Below are 17,546 nucleotides of genomic sequence, written 5' to 3'. Positions count from 1 at the left end.
TACCAGTTTCTCAATTTTATTCCTCCCTAACCATTAGAATCAGTGATTAAAAAAACAGAGGTTTAGAAAGACCTCTGTTTTCCTTGATTATTTTAATCTAATGAAGAAGGGACACACGCATATCACTAAACCAATTAAGGTAATGCCAAAAGCACCTAGTTTATTTTTATCTTTAATAAGGAAATAAGCATGTGCGAAACTATAAAGTCCACCAAAAAGCACGACAATCCATAAAACGACCTGCACGACTAATCCCTCACCTTTTCCATTTCAGATTCCTTCATCTGCTTACCGAATCCGACAATTTCTACATCTACCTTTATATTCACCGCTGCAAAAGGGTAATTTTTATTGGTCCAGTCCCACTTTTCGTACTCCTTCGTCGAACTGAATAAAGGACGTGCATACAAAGACCAATAAAAAGGTTCCGATTTAAATTCATCTTGGGTTCTTTTAACAAGTGTACTTAGATTTTCTTTTAATTCATTTTCAATCTTCTTTTTCAAGATCTTCTGTTTTTTTAGGTCTTCAGCATAATTTTCCATACTCGGGGTAGATAATACTTCTATTTCAATGGGCACCATGACATTAATTACGGGTGGACCCTGTCTTAATTTTACTTTTACCTTTGTGGCCGTTTTTTTCTTAACTCTGCATGCTACCATATATTTTTCGTTCAATGGATCTTGATAACTTACATACATATCTTCAATCCTCGATGTATTATCTAGGAGAAGAGCACTTCGGGTCTCTTCTCCTGTTAATTTAGCGATCATTTTCCCTTCTTTAAATACCGCAGAACCTATTAACTGCACCTGATTCCCACCTTTTTTCGGAACATGGCCAGCTAAATATTGGTCCTCCTCTTTAAATGTAACACCATTGTTTTTTTTACCAATTGAGCCGTTTATCGCTAAAAATAGGTCGGCGTCTCCATCTGTAATCGCTAATAGACGATTGATCGTTGACTCTGGTACTAAACCGGTTTCAACTGATCGATCGATAATAAATTGATAATATTTGTGTGCACGTATTTGTGATTCTGGTTTATTTTTTCTAATAAATTCAGATGCTTTCTCCTTTGTTACAATAATACTTGTTTCTCTACGGACCTCTCTCTCCTTGAGCGCAGATCCAATGAAACGATAAAAGACGTCTGTTCTTGCCAGCTCCTCTGATACCACGATTACTTTAGCGTGACTGAATGAAATTTGCCTTGTAACAAAAGAATTAGCCATATTCTTGGCTGTTACAATATCCGGTGCTGTCAAAGTAACAATATTTCTCTCTGGATCTTCCTCTTGTCCTGGTGCTCCTTTAATATTCAACTTTGGATTAGCAAATTGAAAGCTTACATCTACCGCTTGTTTCTCTTTTGCTTCAATCTTCTCGGGTAAATCTAATCCAATTGCGATCGTATATGACATTTGCTCTAACTCTTTCCGATCCCAGCAGCCGGCAAGGGATAAGACAATCCCCAACACTAAAATGATTTTTATGTAACTCATCTATTCCTTACCGCCTTTACTTTGAGTATTAGCCAAAGCAACGGAGGAAGGAGCAGCAACATGTACTTCGAGTACATGATTATTTTTTGTTTAACGATAAAGATATTATCTAATTGATTTGTTGGGATCAATCCAAGTAACAGAACCAATATGGTAATTGGAATGAGAGTATGTTCAAACTCCTTTATATTAAAAACATATCCAAACAACATACTTACCAAGTATAGATAAACAGCAAACTTTACTATGATCACCAATAACCAAAAAGTTAAGAAAAAGGTTTCGATATTGGTAATGACTCTTCCAATTGACACTAGTCTAGTTGCTTCATTAAAAGGGTAGGTTATTTTCCCTACACTCTGGGAATCAAAAACTAATATATAGGACATATAGAGTATCACCATCATCAAAGCAGAATAAGCTAAAGAACCAAAAAGACCTCTCGAATAGGTTTTATGATCTTTGACAAAGGGATACAACATAGAAACGAAAAAGGCTTCTGCATAAATAGGTACATTATCAAAGCTTGACTTCGCTATCTCCCATTTACCCGCTCCAAACAATGGAAATATCCGGTTTATTACAGCATCTTTCGCTAGAAGAAAAACCAATATCCCTAATGCAATGGTAACGTAAGGAAAGATCATCCATGCGACAGAACCAAGTGCTTCCCAGCCTTTCTTAGCACCCCATAAACAAAATAATAACAATGCAATGTAAAGGATAAATAATGGAGTCTTCGGGAAATTCATCGTAATAAGTTGGTCCGCATAGCTTCTGCTTTCCACTGTTGTGTTAACCAACAAGAATAGAAACAGGATAAACCCAATTCCAAAGGCTACATACCTCCCCATCGCTATTTGCAGGAGTTCTATTAAATTTTTCGTTTGATATTTTTTTAGGACAAGATTTAAAACAATGATAGAAGGGAGAATGATGACAAAGGAACCAATGATAACCATCCAAGCTGAGTTAAGAGTATCTTCAAAAAGACGTGTTGTGTTCATATCTGTGGCCTTTGTACTAATCATAAAAACCATAATTGAAAAAAACTCCCTAATACCTATTAAATCCTTCTCAACCTTAACCAAACTACCACCTATTTTCACTCATTTTGAACAGGCTCTTTTGTTAAATCCTTCGTTTTTACATAAGCTGGTCTTAATTTTTCATTCTTTAATAACCTCCGAAATAATGTATCTCTTGAAGACTTGTATTTCGGTGTAAATGGCGCCAAATAAGGGACACCAAACGTTTTAACAACCGATAAATAAAATAATCCGATCATAAAGATACCCACCATGCCGAATATACCAAATAAACTAGCGGATAAAAGAAAGCCAAATCGAGCTATCCTTATGGCATAATTTAAATTCACATCACTTATCGCAAAGGACGAGAGGCCCGTTAATGCTACTACGATCACCACGATGGGACTCACCACATTTGCCTCGACTGCAGCCTGACCTAAAATTAATGCACCAACAATGCCAATCGTTGGACCAATCGGAGTTGGTACTCGAATCCCCGCTTCCCGTATTAATTCAAATGCCATTTCCATTAAAAGTAATTCTAAAATAGCTGGAAACGGGACCATCTCACGGGCACCGGCGATCGCTAAGAGTAAATCGGCAGGAAGCATTTCAATGTGATAATTTGTAATTGCGATATAAATAGAAGGAGTAAATAACGTAATAAACATGGCAGTCATCCGCAAAAACCTTGTAAAGTTACCATATATAAATCTTAAATAATGATCGTCGGCAGAATGATAAAAGGACCAAAAAGTTGCTGGTGTTACGATCGCAAACGGGGAGTTGTTCATTACCACAATAACATGACCATCTTCGATAAAAGAGGCAGCTCTGTCAGGTCTTTCCGTTTGTAAAATGGTCGGAAATAAGCTAGTTGACCGATCTTCTATATGCTGAATAAGCAGACCTAGATTCTGGACTGCGTCTTTTTGAATAGCCCCAATCCTTGATTTTACTTCATCTAAAATTTTCTCTCCGGCTAATTCTTTGTTGTAAATGATATAGACTTCATTGTGGGAACGACTGCCAATAATCATTTTTTCAACAGTAAAATCTTCTGAACGAATTTTTTTCCGGATAAGTGAAATATTTTGGTCTGCTTTCTCAACGAATGATTCTTTTGGACCTAATAGTGTTGTTTCATTTTGTGGTTTTTCAACACTTCTTCCTGCTGCGGAAGAAGTTTTTAGGATATAGATCACATTTATGCCCTCAACAAGTAACAAAGTGGCTCCTGTGTTTAATTCACTTACTGCACCGGATATCATTTTCTCCTCTTGGATTGCACTGATACTTATAGCTGAAGGAATATCGATAATTTCTTTGGTAGCTAATATTAAAGGTTTTATAATTTCCTCATCAATTAATTTCGTGTCAGTCAAAGATGGAATAAAGAATATAACTGCCTTTCTACCCATCATATGAATCGTGAATTCCCTCACCGTAAAGTCTATATTTTTTGGATAAGAGTAAAGCTCTTTTATTTTAGGAACATCGAGTAATAGATCTCCTGAAATGTAGTTTTTTTTCGTGCTTTCATCATGTTCAAACAACTCTTCACTGGTTTCTATATGATTTGTTTTTATTTTTTTTAAAAATGGACGTCTCATGTACGTTAACACTCCTACTATCTTCTCTTGTTGTTTCAAGGGAATGTCATAATGTCACAAATTTACGCTTATGGAACTTTAATCCTCCAATATTAGCATTGTTTATTCTTATCTAAACTATTCCACTATTTGGTACAAAAGTGGGTGTATCTAAGACCTAAGGTGTAGAGAAAGTTACGGCTCTGGCTCATTTTGAAAATATCACTGCACTGCTATACTGGTAATCAGAGAAAACAGATATTTGAAGGGAGAGACGAGGAATGAGAACTGTGCTAATTTTTATTACCGGTTTTGTTCTTGGAATCCTTCTTACAGAGATGATTAGTATTTATGGATTCTTGTTATATGATCAGACTGTCAGCCTGAAGGTTGTACCGTTTTTGATAGGTATTGTGCTTGCGGGGATTGACTTACTGCTTCGCCGAAAATCAAAACTACCAAATTATAAGAGCAGCCTCCATTAAGGACGCTGCTCTCTTTCATTATTTTTTCTCAAGGGAATAATTATTTTCTTTTTGGTTTTTACTTATATAAAAGCCTTTCTTTGGTTCGATATAGAAATTTAAGGGACAATTTAGATTATGGGTAATGGCTTCTTGAAGCTGAACTGCCTTTTGCCGTTTGTTGTTAAAGGCTCTTTCCGACATATCGATTAAGATTGTATGACCAAAGCTCGTTAACACTTCAATTTGATTGATTCCAGCAGGGTTTGTTGTTTTTACATGCATAAGTGAAAACCATATATTGCAATGGCATTTCATATTTTTTGTAGGAAACAATAAAATGCCCATCTGCGGGTTCACACTTATAGGGTGCATCCTTGTTGGAGAAAGCAGGTATTTTGAACTGCGTCGGGCTCCAAGGAAATTTGACCCTAAATGTAATAGTGTTTCCTCGATAACCGTAATTGGACTCTTTCTAACGAGGAAAGTTTCTTCCCCTTCGATTAACCTTGACCATAATTCTCCTCGATTATTGTATTCACCTGTTAGTAAAACCGTCTTTTCATTAATTAGGTGTTTATCTCTTATGTCCATAAATTAGTCAGCCTCTTTTCTAGTATTAGTGGTTGCTTATTTTAAGAATAAGAGTATACTAACATAAAGTTGATATACTCAACTTGCCTTGCCCTTGGGTTTCGTTCCGCTAAGATCAATACCCGAGGGTGATAATTTTTCCTCGTTTCCGTTACACATTTCCACAAAATTCCTCCTCAAAAATAGTATATTTTACAAGAAGATAGAAAGTAAATCTGTTATATATAAATAATTTTTTGGTCACTCACACTATACTATTCAATGTTGGTGTACCATATTGACGAACGTTAATTTTTAACGTATAATGAATATTTTTTATTTCCGACTAATGCTTTTATTTACAAAGACATAGTTCGACATTTATTTTAACCCTCAAAATTCATCTATTTTTCTCTTTTTAAGCACATTCTTAGCTCATTTAAATTAACCTTTCAGCCTGTTAACTGAAAATTCATAAATACACATAAAATACATATTTGCCTATTACTCTAATAAATTGAAAAATCTTACCCTGTTTTTAGAGTAAGATTTTTTGTTTTACTTTTGTTTACATAATATATTTATGTGATTCTTCAACTCTTTAAGATAAGCTTCACTTAAGAAGCCTGTTCCGCCTCTAATGATTTCTTCAGAATAATGTTCGGGCGGCGCTGTTTCTGCTTCCTTACTGACAACCGTAAAGGTCAACACATCTTTGTATAAGCTTCCATTTATGAATAGGTCCACAAATGTTGGACGATATAAGCGTGAACCTACCCCTTCTCTCCTATAAAGATAGGGAACACAATCTGTTGGAATCTCATAAACCTTTCCTTCTACCACGCCCCCTTCCTCGACAATGTCAGCACGACCGCCATCAGGCATACTCACAGAGTATCGTAATGTATAACCGTGCAGAATGCCGGTGCCTGTCACCTTTTGAAAATATTGATCCACTTTTGCAAGTTTAAATCGCGCATGATCCATGCAGCTTCCATATGCATAATAAAGGATTGGATCTTGTTTGCGAAGGTGATATTCCTTCCAATCACCACTATTGATGGGCGTTTTCAACATATGAATATTGTGTTTTGCAATGGTATAAATAAAAGCTTCGGTTTTCCCAGTATCATGAAAGATCCGTTGTATTTTACGGTTATATAAGTTATCTTGCGCCTTCACACTATAACCTTCCAGCTCATCTAATCTATGAAGCTGATCCTCCGTAACGAGATACAATTCTCCATAAACCACATCCGCAGCCGACTCCTGGAGAGCAGGATAGCCAAAACCCGTATCGAATAACTTCCCTTCTGTCCAAGCCTGCTCCGCAACAAGCTCCGCATCCTTCAATAAATAATGATTTCGCTCATGCCTCCTAAGCGTCCCATACACAAAAACAAAATACCTCTCCATCCTAACCCCTTCTTTCCTATAAGAATAAACACATTATCCCATAATCACGATGACAACACTGTCATTTTGGAGCCGTCATCACGGTGCCTGTCACCGCTCGTGGACACTGTCCACCTCAGGCGGACAGTTGGTTCAAAAAAGTCCCCATCACAATAGAGAGTGATGAGGACTTTTGGCCGCTTGTTATACTGCTTCTAATTTTTGTGTGTCTATGAATTTTCGTTTTTGGATGTAGATGAGTCTCCATGATAACGCGATTCCCGCCGCTAATAAACCTGCTGTGAGACCAAGCCAATATCCTGTCGCACCCAGTCCTGTATAGTTTGCAAGTAGATAGCCAACTGGAAGGCAGATTAACCAGTACGCGATTAGAGTCATGACAAAGGCAATATTAACATCTTTATATCCCCGTAAGGCGGCTTGTGCCGTTACTTGTATGGCGTCACTGATTTGGAAGAACAACGCAAAAATTAAGAAGTGCGCCGTTAGGTTAATGACTTCTGTTTCATTTGAGTATAATCCAGCCACTTGGTATCGGAATAAAACCACTAACACCCCGGTAATGAGAGCTATTAAGATAGCGAGATAAATACCTAACCAGCTGTAGCTCTTTGCGTCCTTGTATCTTCGTGCCCCTACTTCATAACTTACAAGAACCGTTTGTGCCATCGATATGCTTATCGGAATCATGTAAAGGAAAGAAACGATGTTTAATGCTGATTGATAGGCTGCAATCGTTGTGACATTAAATTTACTTAATAGAATGGTTACAACTGCAAACATACTTGTTTCAAAGAACGTTGATAGTCCCATGGGTACACCAATTTTCAGTATTTCCTTACACTCTGCTAATGAAAATTTCTTCAAATTCTCAAACACGGCAAAGCCTGAAAATGGTTCCTGTGTTTTTACAATGTACACTGTCATCCCAGTTATCAACCATTCCGTGATGGAGGTGGCATATCCTGCACCTGCTCCGCCAAGTTCCGGAAAACCCCAATATCCAAAGATCAGCACAAAATTCAAAAAGAAATTGATCGGTAAAGACAAGAGCAGGATATACATTACTATCCTTGTTTTTCCTAATGCATAGATAAATGACCTAAGCACGTTAAAGATAAACAGCGGAAGAATTCCATAGCTAAGACCAACCAAATAGTCAAATGCTGTTTCCTGTACGTCACTTGGAAGATTCATTTTATCTAAAAGTGGATCTAAAAAGAAGACACCAAGCATAATTACCAAGATGGTAATCATGACGGATATGTAGAGTCCATGTCTTACAACCGATGCCACTTCCCTGCTCCGCTTTTCCCCGAACCGTTGAGCTGCTATTGGAGAAACCGCCAGCAGAATTCCACTTATCCCTGTAAATATCGGGCTCCAAATCGACGAACCAATGGCAACAGCGGCTAGGTCAGAGGAGCTGTATTTTCCCGACATAATCGTGTTAAAAAACACCATCGAAAACATCCCGAGCTGAGTGATTAAAATAGGTATAAGCATGACAAAAATTTGTTTTGTCTTTTCTTTTAATGTAAACGTCTGATTCATATAAAAACTCCTAGAAAAACTGAAATATAAAAGCCAAAGATTTATTATACTGGATTTTGGCTCACTTGAGTAATATTTGCTGCTCTAAACGGTCTATTTTTTGTTAAATAATTTTCAAAAGTATTATATAGAAATTTCGGATACCGTAGTATAATATTATCGTTATTTATTAATAGAGAAAACTGGTGAAGAATCGTGCGTAAATATAATGAAAAGATTAGTATCTATCATGGAATGGTTTCTACCATTGCTATAAACCTGGCAGGCAACTTTTATCCCATCTTTGCTATCTCGATTCTTGGAGCTACCAATTATCAAGTTGGATTAATTAGTTCTCTTCCACCTTTAATTGCCCTTTTGATGACCATTCCTGCTGCCATTCTCTTAAATCGTTTGCAGACGCAGAAAAAAACGGTTGCCATGTCAGTATTAGGGGCTCGATTATTATTTTTACTTCTCATCGGAGTTGTTTATATCTCTGCCTCTTACCAAGCATGGGTATTTTTAATCATTATCGCATTTATGAATGTACCCGCCACCATTGCTAACATTGGCTGGCAGACATTAATTAGCGGGATGATTAAAGACGAACGCAGGGGTTCTTTTTTTAGTGATCGTAACCGGTTATTGACGATCGCTGGGATGATTTCCACGCTTATTATCGGGATTATCATGAAGAACCAAACAAATAACGCAAACGCCTATCAGTGGTTATTTTTCACAGCGTTACTTTTTGGATTACTTGAAGTGTTTTTCTTAATGAAACATAAAGAGACAGTTCAAGCCGTAACTTCTACAAAAAAGTCGTCGATGGATTGGTCGATTTTTAAAGATCATGGGTACAAATGGTTCCTGATTGCGGCACTCTGTTTTAATTTCACCTGGCAGATGTCCTGGGGTATTTTCAATATTTATCATGTCAGAATCGCAGAAGCGACCATCCTTTGGATTAGTATCTTTTCGGTGGCATGTCAATTGGTCCAAATCTTTACTTTCCCTCTATGGAAAAAATGGGCAGAGGCAAAATCTAATACGCTTATGCTCGTATGGGCTGCGCTGGGAATGGCGCTTGTTCCATTTCTAACTGTTTTGTCTACCAATCTATTCTATTTAACTTGTGTCCAGGCACTTTCTGGATTTTTCATTTCTGGGGTTGTGCTCTTATTGTTCAACCTTTTGCTGGAGCAATCACCAGAAGAAACGAGAACATATTGTATCACTACTTATAATGTACTCCTTTCCTTTGTTGCCTTTATTGCTCCTCAAATTGGTATCTTGCTTCTAGAAGGACTAGGCATACAAACAGCTATGGAGTTGAATTCCATTATGAGAATAGGAAGTGCCTTTGTATTTCTTCTCATGTATTCGCGTACCAGGAAATTCACAAAAACTATGTTAGTAAAAAACTAGCATTTTGAAACAACAACTTCAACCTAACCATAAACCTGGGTGACTCACTGAATCTACTAGCACTCATCGGCGGTATCTACCTAATTAGAACCTTAACCAAAAAACGCAAACAAATTGGTAAACAAGAAAAAATGTAATGGACTAGTTTCCATTACATTTTTTTTGCCTTTTGGTGCCTGTCACCATTTATGCATTTATTCATAGTTTTACTGCATATCTGTTTCGTTCTTTAAAGTAAACCCATTCTTTGAAGCCTATTTGTTTGAGGCGGGCTTGGACGATTTCGAATTCGTCGCCGACTCGCTCTGGGTCGTGGGCGTCTGAGCCGAAGGTGACTTTTACTCCGTGATGGAGTGCCATTTCTAAAATGTCATCGGCTGGGTACCAGCCCCCCACGTATTTGGTTTTTCCTGAGGTGTTAATTTCAATAGCGACATCGCATTCCGCTATGACCTTTAGTGTGTGTTCGACTGCAGCTGTTTGAATGTTTGAAAAGTCAGGATAGAAGCCTTTCATCGCATCAATATGACCAAGAATTTGATACATGCCGCTGCGCGCAGATTGTTCAATTAATGAATAATAGGATTCTTTGGTCGTTATTTGGTCTTTAGAACTCATCCCTTCCCAGCGGTCCTTTTTAAAAATGCTCACCCCATCTACGTGATGAACAGATCCAATAATATAATCAAATGGATAGCGGTCAAAGTACAGACGATAGTTTTCTACATATTCAGGAAAGAAATCAGCCTCAATTCCTAATAGTACTTCAATTTTCCCAGAATACTCTTGTTTTAACTTCAAGACCTCCTCTACATATTCAGGAAATTGGCTTGCTGCCATGGTTATGTGAGGAAACGGATGGTCTTCTTTACTTGAAAAATAAGGGGTATGGTCAGAAATCCCGATAATATTTAACCCCTTTTTTATACCGGCTTCGATATATTCTCGAATGCCTCCCCTTGCATGCCCACACCGATCATGATGTGTATGTAAATCAAATTTCAACATTTTTTATCACCTCTCCATATTTTCCCATACTATGGTACTTCCAATCAAACCGCAGCACAAAAAAGTGTTCCCTAATAATTAATATTATTTGTTTATTTCCATTTTACTCCACTTCTTGTCCAATCCAAAAGACAAGCTGTTTCATATATATAAGTAATATTGTGAATGAGAGGTGTTTTATGGAAAGTTGTAACTGTCGTGCAAAAGTATCGGCAACCGCCGTACCCGTCGAAACCTTAATCAATCGGTTCCCTTCTAGCGGCATAATTACGGTATCTGCACGAATATGTGATGTTGATTGTACAGCCAATAACTGTTTTATTTCCATTCTTTATGGTGACGATATTAATCAAAACAATAGCTTTGTTTTTAAATCCGCAGCACCCGGTTTGCCAACATATGAATCCGTATCCGGCGGCGGTACCGGTATGATATTAACAGCCGAAGGACAAGCCTCTGGAGTCAACTTTCATGACAATGCCGTTCTATCAAACATACATTTTCTGCATGAAACAATCATTGGTACTGCGATCTGTTCGATCACTTTAACCGCGAATGGTCTAACCTTTGAGGTTCCCGGATGTATCTTCACGAATCCTGAAAACGAAAATTGAGCAGCTCCCAAAATGGAGTCTGCTCTTTTAATTATTTTTTTAGATGGTATGGAACTGTGGTAATAATTACGTTTCGTTTATATAACAGGTATGCTTTTATTAATAAGCTGGATTGGTTGTGCAGAATATTGTGCCAGCCCTTTTTCGGTATGAACTGTGGAATGATGACAGTTACCCTGTAGTTTGCTTCACTTGCTTTGTGCTGCACCGTATCAACAAATTTAGTTAAAGGTTGAATGATACTCCGGTAATGTGAGTGAAGGGTTACGAGTCTAATATCAGGCTGCCACTTATTCCATTTTTCTTCAAATTTCTTTTCATCGTCCCTTTCAAAGGAAACATAGACTGCGAGTACTTGATCCGCACCTAAGGATTTTGCATAATTAAGTGAGTTTTCTACCACTTGCGTAATACCAGCTACAGGAACAATAATCACATTCCCCTCTATTGGCACTGCAGGTTCGTCACAATTTAATCTGAGCTGCTCTCCCACTGCTTCATAATGCTTTCTAATTCGGTAAAAGACAAACACAATCACTGGTAAGAACACTAAGACAGGCCATACCTGTGCAAACTTAGTTAAAAAGAACATAATCGTTACGACAAAGCAGATAACAGCACCCATCGTATTAATGATAAGCTTAGACATCCAGCCCTGTGGCTTTTCACGAAGCCATTTTAACATCATCCCCGTTTGGGATAAGGTAAACGGAATAAAGACCCCAACCGCATAAAGTGGAATTAAGTGCTCCGTTTGTCCTTTGAAAAAGATAATTAGCAAGATCGAAGCTAAACCTAATGTAATAATTCCATTAGAATACCCTAATCGGTCACCTCTAATCTTAAACATTCTTGGAATAAACTTATCATTTGCAAGATTGACTGCCAGCAGTGGAAAAGCTGTATATCCTGTATTTGCAGCAAGAATTAAGATTAATGCGGTTGTGCCTTGTATAAAGAAATACATAAAGTTTCGTCCAAATGTTTGCTCCGCAATTTGGGAAACGACTGTAACCTTTTCATTCGGAGTAATCCCATAGTAATAGGCTAACAATACAATTCCCGAAAATAATATCGCCAGTAATCCTCCCATTGCAGCCAAAGTTTTAGCAGCGTTATTTGGAGCTGGATCTTTAAAGTTCGGAATCGCATTCGATATCGCCTCAACTCCAGTAAGAGCTGAACTGCCTGAAGCAAATGCCCTTAAGAGCAAAAATAAAGATATCCCTGCAATAGGAGTTCCAACTGGTGTATGCAATTCTGCTGGAACCTGCCCCGTTAGAATATTAAATATTCCCACGCCAATTAAAATAAATAAAGCGAGCACGAATAAATATACAGGATATGCTAAAATAGAAGCAGACTCCGTTACACCTCTTAAGTTTAAAGTAGTGATCAAGATGACAAAAATAATCGCAATACCCACATTATGGTCATGAAATGCAGGAAAGGCTGATGTTATGGCATCTGTTCCGGCTGACACACTAACTGCCACCGTTAAAATATAGTCAACAAGGAGTGAACCTCCCGATATCAGCCCATAATTCACACCCAAATTTTCCTTTGAAACTACATAGGCTCCTCCGCCATGCGGGTAGGCAAAAATTATTTGTCGATAGGATAAAATTAAGGCAACTAATAAAACTAATACACCGATTGCAATCGGAATGGAGTACCAAAAGGCCGCAGCACTAATGGTTACGAGCACTATCAGTATTTGTTCCGGTCCGTAAGCTACCGACGATAATGCGTCTGACGAAAGAATTGCCAGCGCTTTTGTTTTATTGAGCTTTTGTTCCCCTAATTCTGTTGACTTTAAAGGTCTGCCAATTAATAATCTTTTGACCGAAGAAACCATTGTCTGCACCACCGAATTTTCTATAAAGTTATTAGTTGTTAATTCACCCTAAAAAAGCACAAAAAAATGCCTGCAAGTCAAAGTTAAATAGACCTGCAGACATTAATAAACTTGTCTCACAAGCTCCACCTTCCTTCTCATTAACGCTTACGAGGTTAGCTGTCGGATTCGGGCCTTGAGTAGCCCTACCTTTTAAAGGATTCACCCCTTGGATATACTATCCATTGAATGGGTCCCCCGCACCAATTCTGGTCTCAGCGATTTAGAAATATGAAACTGTGATTATCATACTCCTGTGTTTCTTAAATGTAAATGAAAATTTTATAAAAAAATAAAGATTGGAGAATTATATATGTCTAAAAAGAAAAAGCCGCTTTTATCAGATGAATTTTTAGATGAATTAGCTAATGAAATCAATGAGCTATACGGTCACCCTGTTGAAGAAAACGAAGATAAAAACAATCATAAACAAGACGAATAAGCCTCCAAACATATTTCAAGATAACAATGGTACACTTGTCCAATTTGTAAGAATCCCCCCCATTTTTAAGACACTCTTCGTTATTGTACATATAATAACTTATCCAATATTATGGTTGGGGGGAATTAAAATGGAAAATGTTATTCTGCTATCAAGAAACACCTCTAACAGAGGGATTTTAACGTTACATCCCAAGTTAGCAGAATCAATGGGAATTACTCAAATTACGGCTAGAAAAATCAGATTTGGAGCAAACACCTATCAATCTATTGTTGACATCTCTGATGAACTGCCACTAAATGGGGCAAGCCTATCTGAAGATATTTTGGACATGCTGAATATACCACAGCATTGCAGCCTTGAAATCAAGCAGAATGGCAACGAACTACAAATTGGACCCTTTATCGGTTTACTTGCAGGTTATTATCAAAGCTCGATTAAGAAATATCTCGATCATCTTCGTGATTATGTGTTACTTTATCGTGAAATTAAGGGTGCCATCCTAGTCTTTTCTCTTGACCATGTTGATAAAGTTAACCATCAAGTTAAAGGCTATCTTTATAATCCTCGGACAAAACAATGGGAAGAAGGAACTTACCCATATCCAGCCTCTATTTTTGTGATGACATCTTCCGTAAGCACTGCATGGATTCAACATTTCAAATCGATTATCGGCAATGTGGTTTTTAATGATTTCTTTCTTAATCGATGGAGTATTCATAAGAAATTGGCAGGTTCCATCGGGGTAAAATGTTATCTTCCCGATACAAATCTTTATGGATCACCACAAGATCTATACTACTTTTTAAAGAAATTTCCTAATTTAACGGTGAAGCCTCTAAACAGCGCCAACCGACAGACATATAGAATATTACTAAAAGATTCAAACTCTCTCGTTATAACGAATTTAGCAAATATGGAATCAAAGAATTATAGATTTAATAATCGGGACCAAGCCTATTCTATCTTTAGTAAATATTTTAAAGAGGGAGAAAACATCATCCAAGAATCCATTGATGTAACAGGATATCGAACCATCACTATAAGGTTTATTACGGTTAAAAATCACTCAGGTGAATGGCAGGTAATGGGTTCGTTTACGAGAGGAGACCAATCGGTAAAAAATGATGGCAGATTACTGCCATTGGTGAAATTTGAAAAAGAAATCGTAAAAGATTTCTTGCAGCAAAGTGATTTGCATGCTTCTTTAACCTATGAGGAACTGCACCATATTGCCATTGATTGTGTAAAAGAAATTGAAGGTATGGACGTACATTTTGCAAACGCAGCTGTTGATATTACGGTAGGAGAATTAGGTGATATTTGGCTTACAGAAATTGACCATTGCAACCCATCACACGATATTGCGTTAGTAGCAGGATATCCGGGGCTTTACTATGAGATTCTAAAAACCAATATGCTTTATGCTAAAAAGCTAACAGGTTTTTAATATATCGAAAGAGCTAACTAAACATTAGCTCTTTTTTGCTGTTTCGATAATTTCCTTTAATTCATTCGTAAAACCCTTAACAGCTTTATTTCCTAACACCGTTACTGGAACGCCTAGATAGCCGTACTTTTCCACTTCTTGTTGATAATCCGCGTTAATTGATATATCTCTAACTTCAAAAGGAATGCCTTCCTCAGTAAGTACTTTTTTGACCATCGTACACTCGATACAGTCGTTTGTTGTATAGACAATAACTCCTTTATCCATTGGTTCCTCTCCTTCCAACCGTTACTGCTGTTCATTAAAAAAAATATGTTCTGCCGTTATTTTATCACTTAAGCTGATTACCCCAAAGGAAAATAACTTTTGTCTTCTTTTGTCGGTCGGTGAACCGGGGTTAAAAATTAATAGATTCCCTTCATACCTCTTGACAGGAATATGAGAATGTCCAAAAATTATACTGTCTACTTTCTCCCCTTCAAATGCTGCAATGGCACGTTTTTCAGTTGTTTTTCCTTTCCCGTGTCCATGTGTAACGCCAAATCTAAAACCGCCCGCTTCCACAATCTTTTTTGATGGTAATAATCCGATTATTTCCTCCTCATCCACGTTCCCATAAACACCCTCAACGCTTGCATACGACAGCAGCTCATGATAGATATCAATTGTTTGCCAGTCTCCCGCATGTATGATGAGTTCGACATCCTTTAATTCTTCTAATAACCTAGGAGGCAATCCTTTTTTTCTTTTTGGAAGATGTGTATCCGAAATTACGACAATTTTCATACCTATTCCTCTCTATTTTCGAAAAACACTCTATGCTTCTTGGTGGTATCGATGAAAATCAATTTTTCCCGCCTTTTATTACGACAACAACAATTGACACCATAGCTCAAGAAATGTCTGTTCTTGCGCTTTCCCAAGAAATAGAAAAAATTTCCCGAATTTTGAAATAATTCAATCAGATTCTCCTTTTAACCGAGCCAATTAACTACAGAACAGAAATCACATAATAAATACTATTAAGGAAAAAATAATGGAGCAATTTAAAAGGAGGCATTATGATGGACAATTGGTTATTTAGAATACTAAATCAATTCACAGGGCGCTATCATTTTCTTGATATTTTTATGATCATAATCTCAAAGAAACTTCGCTATCTATTTGCGATTATTTTGATCATCTTGTGGTTTCGAAATAACTTTCATAAAAGAATCGCTATTTTAGCAGGAATTTCAGCAATTACTGCATTCCTGTTCACCAGTATGATTAAATTTGTTTATTTTAAGCCTCGTCCATTTTTGAAAAAAAGAGTAAATCTATTAGCGCCGGTACCATCAAAAAAGAATTCTACATTCCCAAGCAAACACACGGCATTAGCCTTTGCTGCAGCCATTTCCGTACTTTTTTACAAGCACACATTAGGTCTTATACTGTCCATCTTAGCTTTCCTAACAGGGCTATCACGTATTTGGATGGGACAGCATTATCCTTCCGATATTATAGGCAGTGCTTTAATAGGAAGTATAGTTGCTACATGTGTTAACCTATCTTCGAACCTTTGGAATCCTTTAATAACCCGAGTTATCCATGCCTACGATCGTTTCATATCTTTAAAATAATTTTAGGATTCAACTCTTATTGTGTAAGTGCACAAAATCTATTATTAATTGATTCAATTGCTGTGTTGCTTTTGTGGGTATTTGATGTTTTTCATTAGATAAAAACTTTAATTCATTATATGGCAATTTTTCGTGCAAAAGTTTGGCATATTGATGAAATGATTTGTCTTTCTTACCATAGACCAGTAATACGGGTAGTTCAATATTTTCTAGCTGTTTCGTACAATTATATTCCAAACTATATTGAAAATATTGATTAATATTTTTAACGTCACCTTTTTCGGCTGCCTGGTACAATGTTTTAAATGTCTCCATTGAATCAGCATTACCAATAGTAATCGCTTTAGCTAGGATAGAAAAAGTAGCTGGATTTGCGAGTTTGATTGATAAAGAAATCCTCTTACGAATGTAAAAATCACTTGCTTCCGACATTCCGCTGACTAAGATACTTCCAAATGCTCTGTCCGGATAGGTCAGCATAAACTCCAACGCCACAGAGGAACCAGTTGAATAACCGCAAAGAAATGCTTTTTCTATTCCTAAATGATCTAAAAGATGAGTTATATCCTCTCCAATTAAGTGATAAGTAATGGGCTTGACAGAATACTGGCTTCTTCCATGTCCTCTTATATCAAAAGAAATAACTTTAAAATACTGAGAAAGTTCTTCCATTTGATATCTGAAATTTTCACAGGTAAGTAAAGGAGGATGAATAAAAACTATGGGCGTTCCATTTCCTTTAACATTATAATATAGGCTGACATCTTTCACATTCAGCATTGGCATTGATTCGTTCACCTCAACAAACATGATGAATAACTTAACTTGTAGTCCAAAAAATATTCCTTTTGTTATTATGTATCTTTTCGTAATAGAGTAGGCGCATGAAAATATTTCATGCGCCTCTCACAGATCCGTACGTGCGGGTCATCGCATACGGCTCCTCCACTTTATCCCCTTTGGGG

General features: G+C 37.1%; 17 protein-coding genes and 1 riboswitch. Of the genes, 6 read left to right on the top strand and 11 right to left on the bottom strand.

Features of this window, described 5'->3' with window-relative positions; genetic code table 11:
• Window positions 1-248 precede the first annotated feature (248 nt).
• The 3 genes from ACIQAA_RS31345 to ACIQAA_RS31335 are packed head-to-tail and all read right to left on the bottom strand — an operon-like array spanning window position 249 to window position 4,152.
• Window positions 249-1,508: a Ger(x)C family spore germination protein gene (locus ACIQAA_RS31345; RefSeq protein WP_402627555.1), complete on the bottom strand. Its 1,260-nt coding sequence runs from the start codon at window positions 1,506-1,508 to the stop codon at window positions 249-251.
• Window positions 1,505-2,599, bottom strand: coding sequence for a GerAB/ArcD/ProY family transporter (locus tag ACIQAA_RS31340; protein ID WP_402627553.1), 1,095 nt, complete (start codon window positions 2,597-2,599; stop codon window positions 1,505-1,507). Before ACIQAA_RS31340 ends, ACIQAA_RS31345 begins: the two co-directional genes overlap by 4 nt.
• Window positions 2,600-2,613: 14 nt before the next feature.
• Window positions 2,614-4,152 carry a spore germination protein gene (locus ACIQAA_RS31335; RefSeq protein ID WP_402627550.1) on the bottom strand — a complete coding sequence of 513 codons (1,539 nt, stop codon included), beginning with the start codon at window positions 4,150-4,152 and terminating at the stop codon, window positions 2,614-2,616.
• A 260-nt stretch (window positions 4,153-4,412) separates the two neighbouring features.
• Between ACIQAA_RS31335 and ACIQAA_RS31330 the strand changes: the two genes are divergently transcribed.
• The gene (locus ACIQAA_RS31330) at window positions 4,413-4,616 is read left to right on the top strand and encodes a DUF5957 family protein (RefSeq protein WP_402627547.1); all 204 of its coding nucleotides are present in this window, start codon (window positions 4,413-4,415) and stop codon (window positions 4,614-4,616) included.
• 18 nt (window positions 4,617-4,634) lie between these two features.
• Here the strand turns inward: ACIQAA_RS31330 and ACIQAA_RS31325 are convergent, their stop codons facing one another.
• The 3 genes from ACIQAA_RS31325 to ACIQAA_RS31315 form a co-directional block, all read right to left on the bottom strand.
• Window positions 4,635-5,189: a competence protein ComK gene (locus ACIQAA_RS31325; RefSeq protein ID WP_402627544.1), complete on the bottom strand. Its 555-nt coding sequence runs from the start codon at window positions 5,187-5,189 to the stop codon at window positions 4,635-4,637.
• A 537-nt stretch (window positions 5,190-5,726) separates the two neighbouring features.
• Complete coding sequence (locus tag ACIQAA_RS31320) at window positions 5,727-6,584, bottom strand: gamma-glutamylcyclotransferase family protein (RefSeq protein WP_402627541.1); 858 nt, start codon at window positions 6,582-6,584, stop codon at window positions 5,727-5,729.
• Window positions 6,585-6,767: 183 nt separating this feature from the next.
• A complete protein-coding gene (locus ACIQAA_RS31315) occupies window positions 6,768-8,138 on the bottom strand; it encodes an MATE family efflux transporter (protein WP_402627538.1) in 1,371 nt (456 codons plus the stop codon).
• 195 nt (window positions 8,139-8,333) lie between these two features.
• Between ACIQAA_RS31315 and ACIQAA_RS31310 the strand changes: the two genes are divergently transcribed.
• A complete protein-coding gene (locus ACIQAA_RS31310) occupies window positions 8,334-9,548 on the top strand; it encodes an MFS transporter (protein ID WP_402627536.1) in 1,215 nt (404 codons plus the stop codon).
• A 198-nt stretch (window positions 9,549-9,746) separates the two neighbouring features.
• On the opposite strand, the gene ACIQAA_RS31305 is transcribed toward ACIQAA_RS31310, so the two are convergent.
• A complete protein-coding gene (locus ACIQAA_RS31305) occupies window positions 9,747-10,553 on the bottom strand; it encodes a histidinol-phosphatase (protein WP_402627645.1) in 807 nt (268 codons plus the stop codon).
• A gap of 182 nt (window positions 10,554-10,735) precedes the next feature.
• On the opposite strand from ACIQAA_RS31305, the gene ACIQAA_RS31300 reads away from it, so the two are divergent.
• Window positions 10,736-11,170 (top strand): hypothetical protein, encoded by a 435-nt coding sequence (locus ACIQAA_RS31300; protein ID WP_402627533.1) that lies wholly within the window; start codon window positions 10,736-10,738, stop codon window positions 11,168-11,170.
• A 31-nt stretch (window positions 11,171-11,201) separates the two neighbouring features.
• Here ACIQAA_RS31300 and ACIQAA_RS31295 read toward each other — a convergent pair whose 3' ends face one another.
• Window positions 11,202-13,028, bottom strand: a complete 1,827-nt coding sequence (locus ACIQAA_RS31295; RefSeq protein ID WP_402627531.1) for an APC family permease — start codon at window positions 13,026-13,028, stop codon at window positions 11,202-11,204.
• A 129-nt stretch (window positions 13,029-13,157) separates the two neighbouring features.
• Window positions 13,158-13,298, bottom strand: a riboswitch (cyclic di-AMP (ydaO/yuaA leader).
• A gap of 82 nt (window positions 13,299-13,380) precedes the next feature.
• Here ACIQAA_RS31295 and ACIQAA_RS31290 point away from each other — a divergent pair.
• Window positions 13,381-13,509: a bacitracin ABC transporter ATP-binding protein gene (locus ACIQAA_RS31290; protein ID WP_402627528.1), complete on the top strand. Its 129-nt coding sequence runs from the start codon at window positions 13,381-13,383 to the stop codon at window positions 13,507-13,509.
• A gap of 130 nt (window positions 13,510-13,639) precedes the next feature.
• Window positions 13,640-14,959: a YheC/YheD family protein gene (locus ACIQAA_RS31285; protein ID WP_402627525.1), complete on the top strand. Its 1,320-nt coding sequence runs from the start codon at window positions 13,640-13,642 to the stop codon at window positions 14,957-14,959.
• Between the two features lie 24 nt (window positions 14,960-14,983).
• Here ACIQAA_RS31285 and ACIQAA_RS31280 read toward each other — a convergent pair whose 3' ends face one another.
• Complete coding sequence (locus ACIQAA_RS31280; protein WP_402627522.1) at window positions 14,984-15,226, bottom strand: glutaredoxin family protein; 243 nt, start codon at window positions 15,224-15,226, stop codon at window positions 14,984-14,986.
• 21 nt (window positions 15,227-15,247) lie between these two features.
• Window positions 15,248-15,745, bottom strand: a complete 498-nt coding sequence (locus ACIQAA_RS31275; RefSeq protein ID WP_402627519.1) for a metallophosphoesterase family protein — start codon at window positions 15,743-15,745, stop codon at window positions 15,248-15,250.
• Between the two features lie 278 nt (window positions 15,746-16,023).
• Here ACIQAA_RS31275 and ACIQAA_RS31270 point away from each other — a divergent pair, with 278 nt between their 5' ends.
• The gene (locus ACIQAA_RS31270; RefSeq protein ID WP_402627517.1) at window positions 16,024-16,581 is read left to right on the top strand and encodes a phosphatase PAP2 family protein; all 558 of its coding nucleotides are present in this window, start codon (window positions 16,024-16,026) and stop codon (window positions 16,579-16,581) included.
• 9 nt (window positions 16,582-16,590) lie between these two features.
• On the opposite strand, the gene ACIQAA_RS31265 is transcribed toward ACIQAA_RS31270, so the two are convergent.
• Window positions 16,591-17,367: an alpha/beta fold hydrolase gene (locus ACIQAA_RS31265; protein ID WP_402627515.1), complete on the bottom strand. Its 777-nt coding sequence runs from the start codon at window positions 17,365-17,367 to the stop codon at window positions 16,591-16,593.
• Window positions 17,368-17,546 lie beyond the last annotated feature (179 nt).

This window comes from Neobacillus sp. NPDC093182, from assembly GCF_044754045.1.
The sequence above is the reverse complement of the archived record's forward strand: the minus strand, read 5'-3'. Positions and strand labels throughout refer to the sequence as shown.

Bases quoted from the DNA above. Each gene is read 5' to 3' on its own strand.
- ACIQAA_RS31285 (WP_402627525.1), top strand. From the start codon at position 13,640: ATGGAAAATGTTATTCTGCTATCAAGAAACACCTCTAACAGAGGGATT.
- ACIQAA_RS31300 (WP_402627533.1), top strand. From the start codon at position 10,736: ATGGAAAGTTGTAACTGTCGTGCAAAAGTATCGGCAACCGCCGTACCC.
- ACIQAA_RS31275 (WP_402627519.1), bottom strand. From the start codon at position 15,745: ATGAAAATTGTCGTAATTTCGGATACACATCTTCCAAAAAGAAAAAAA.
- ACIQAA_RS31295 (WP_402627531.1), bottom strand. From the start codon at position 13,028: ATGGTTTCTTCGGTCAAAAGATTATTAATTGGCAGACCTTTAAAGTCA.
- ACIQAA_RS31265 (WP_402627515.1), bottom strand. From the start codon at position 17,367: ATGCCAATGCTGAATGTGAAAGATGTCAGCCTATATTATAATGTTAAA.
- ACIQAA_RS31320 (WP_402627541.1), bottom strand. From the start codon at position 6,584: ATGGAGAGGTATTTTGTTTTTGTGTATGGGACGCTTAGGAGGCATGAG.
- ACIQAA_RS31330 (WP_402627547.1), top strand. From the start codon at position 4,413: ATGAGAACTGTGCTAATTTTTATTACCGGTTTTGTTCTTGGAATCCTT.
- ACIQAA_RS31280 (WP_402627522.1), bottom strand. From the start codon at position 15,226: ATGGATAAAGGAGTTATTGTCTATACAACAAACGACTGTATCGAGTGT.
- ACIQAA_RS31325 (WP_402627544.1), bottom strand. From the start codon at position 5,189: ATGGACATAAGAGATAAACACCTAATTAATGAAAAGACGGTTTTACTA.
- ACIQAA_RS31290 (WP_402627528.1), top strand. From the start codon at position 13,381: ATGTCTAAAAAGAAAAAGCCGCTTTTATCAGATGAATTTTTAGATGAA.
- ACIQAA_RS31270 (WP_402627517.1), top strand. From the start codon at position 16,024: ATGGACAATTGGTTATTTAGAATACTAAATCAATTCACAGGGCGCTAT.
- ACIQAA_RS31345 (WP_402627555.1), bottom strand. From the start codon at position 1,508: ATGAGTTACATAAAAATCATTTTAGTGTTGGGGATTGTCTTATCCCTT.
- ACIQAA_RS31315 (WP_402627538.1), bottom strand. From the start codon at position 8,138: ATGAATCAGACGTTTACATTAAAAGAAAAGACAAAACAAATTTTTGTC.
- ACIQAA_RS31335 (WP_402627550.1), bottom strand. From the start codon at position 4,152: ATGAGACGTCCATTTTTAAAAAAAATAAAAACAAATCATATAGAAACC.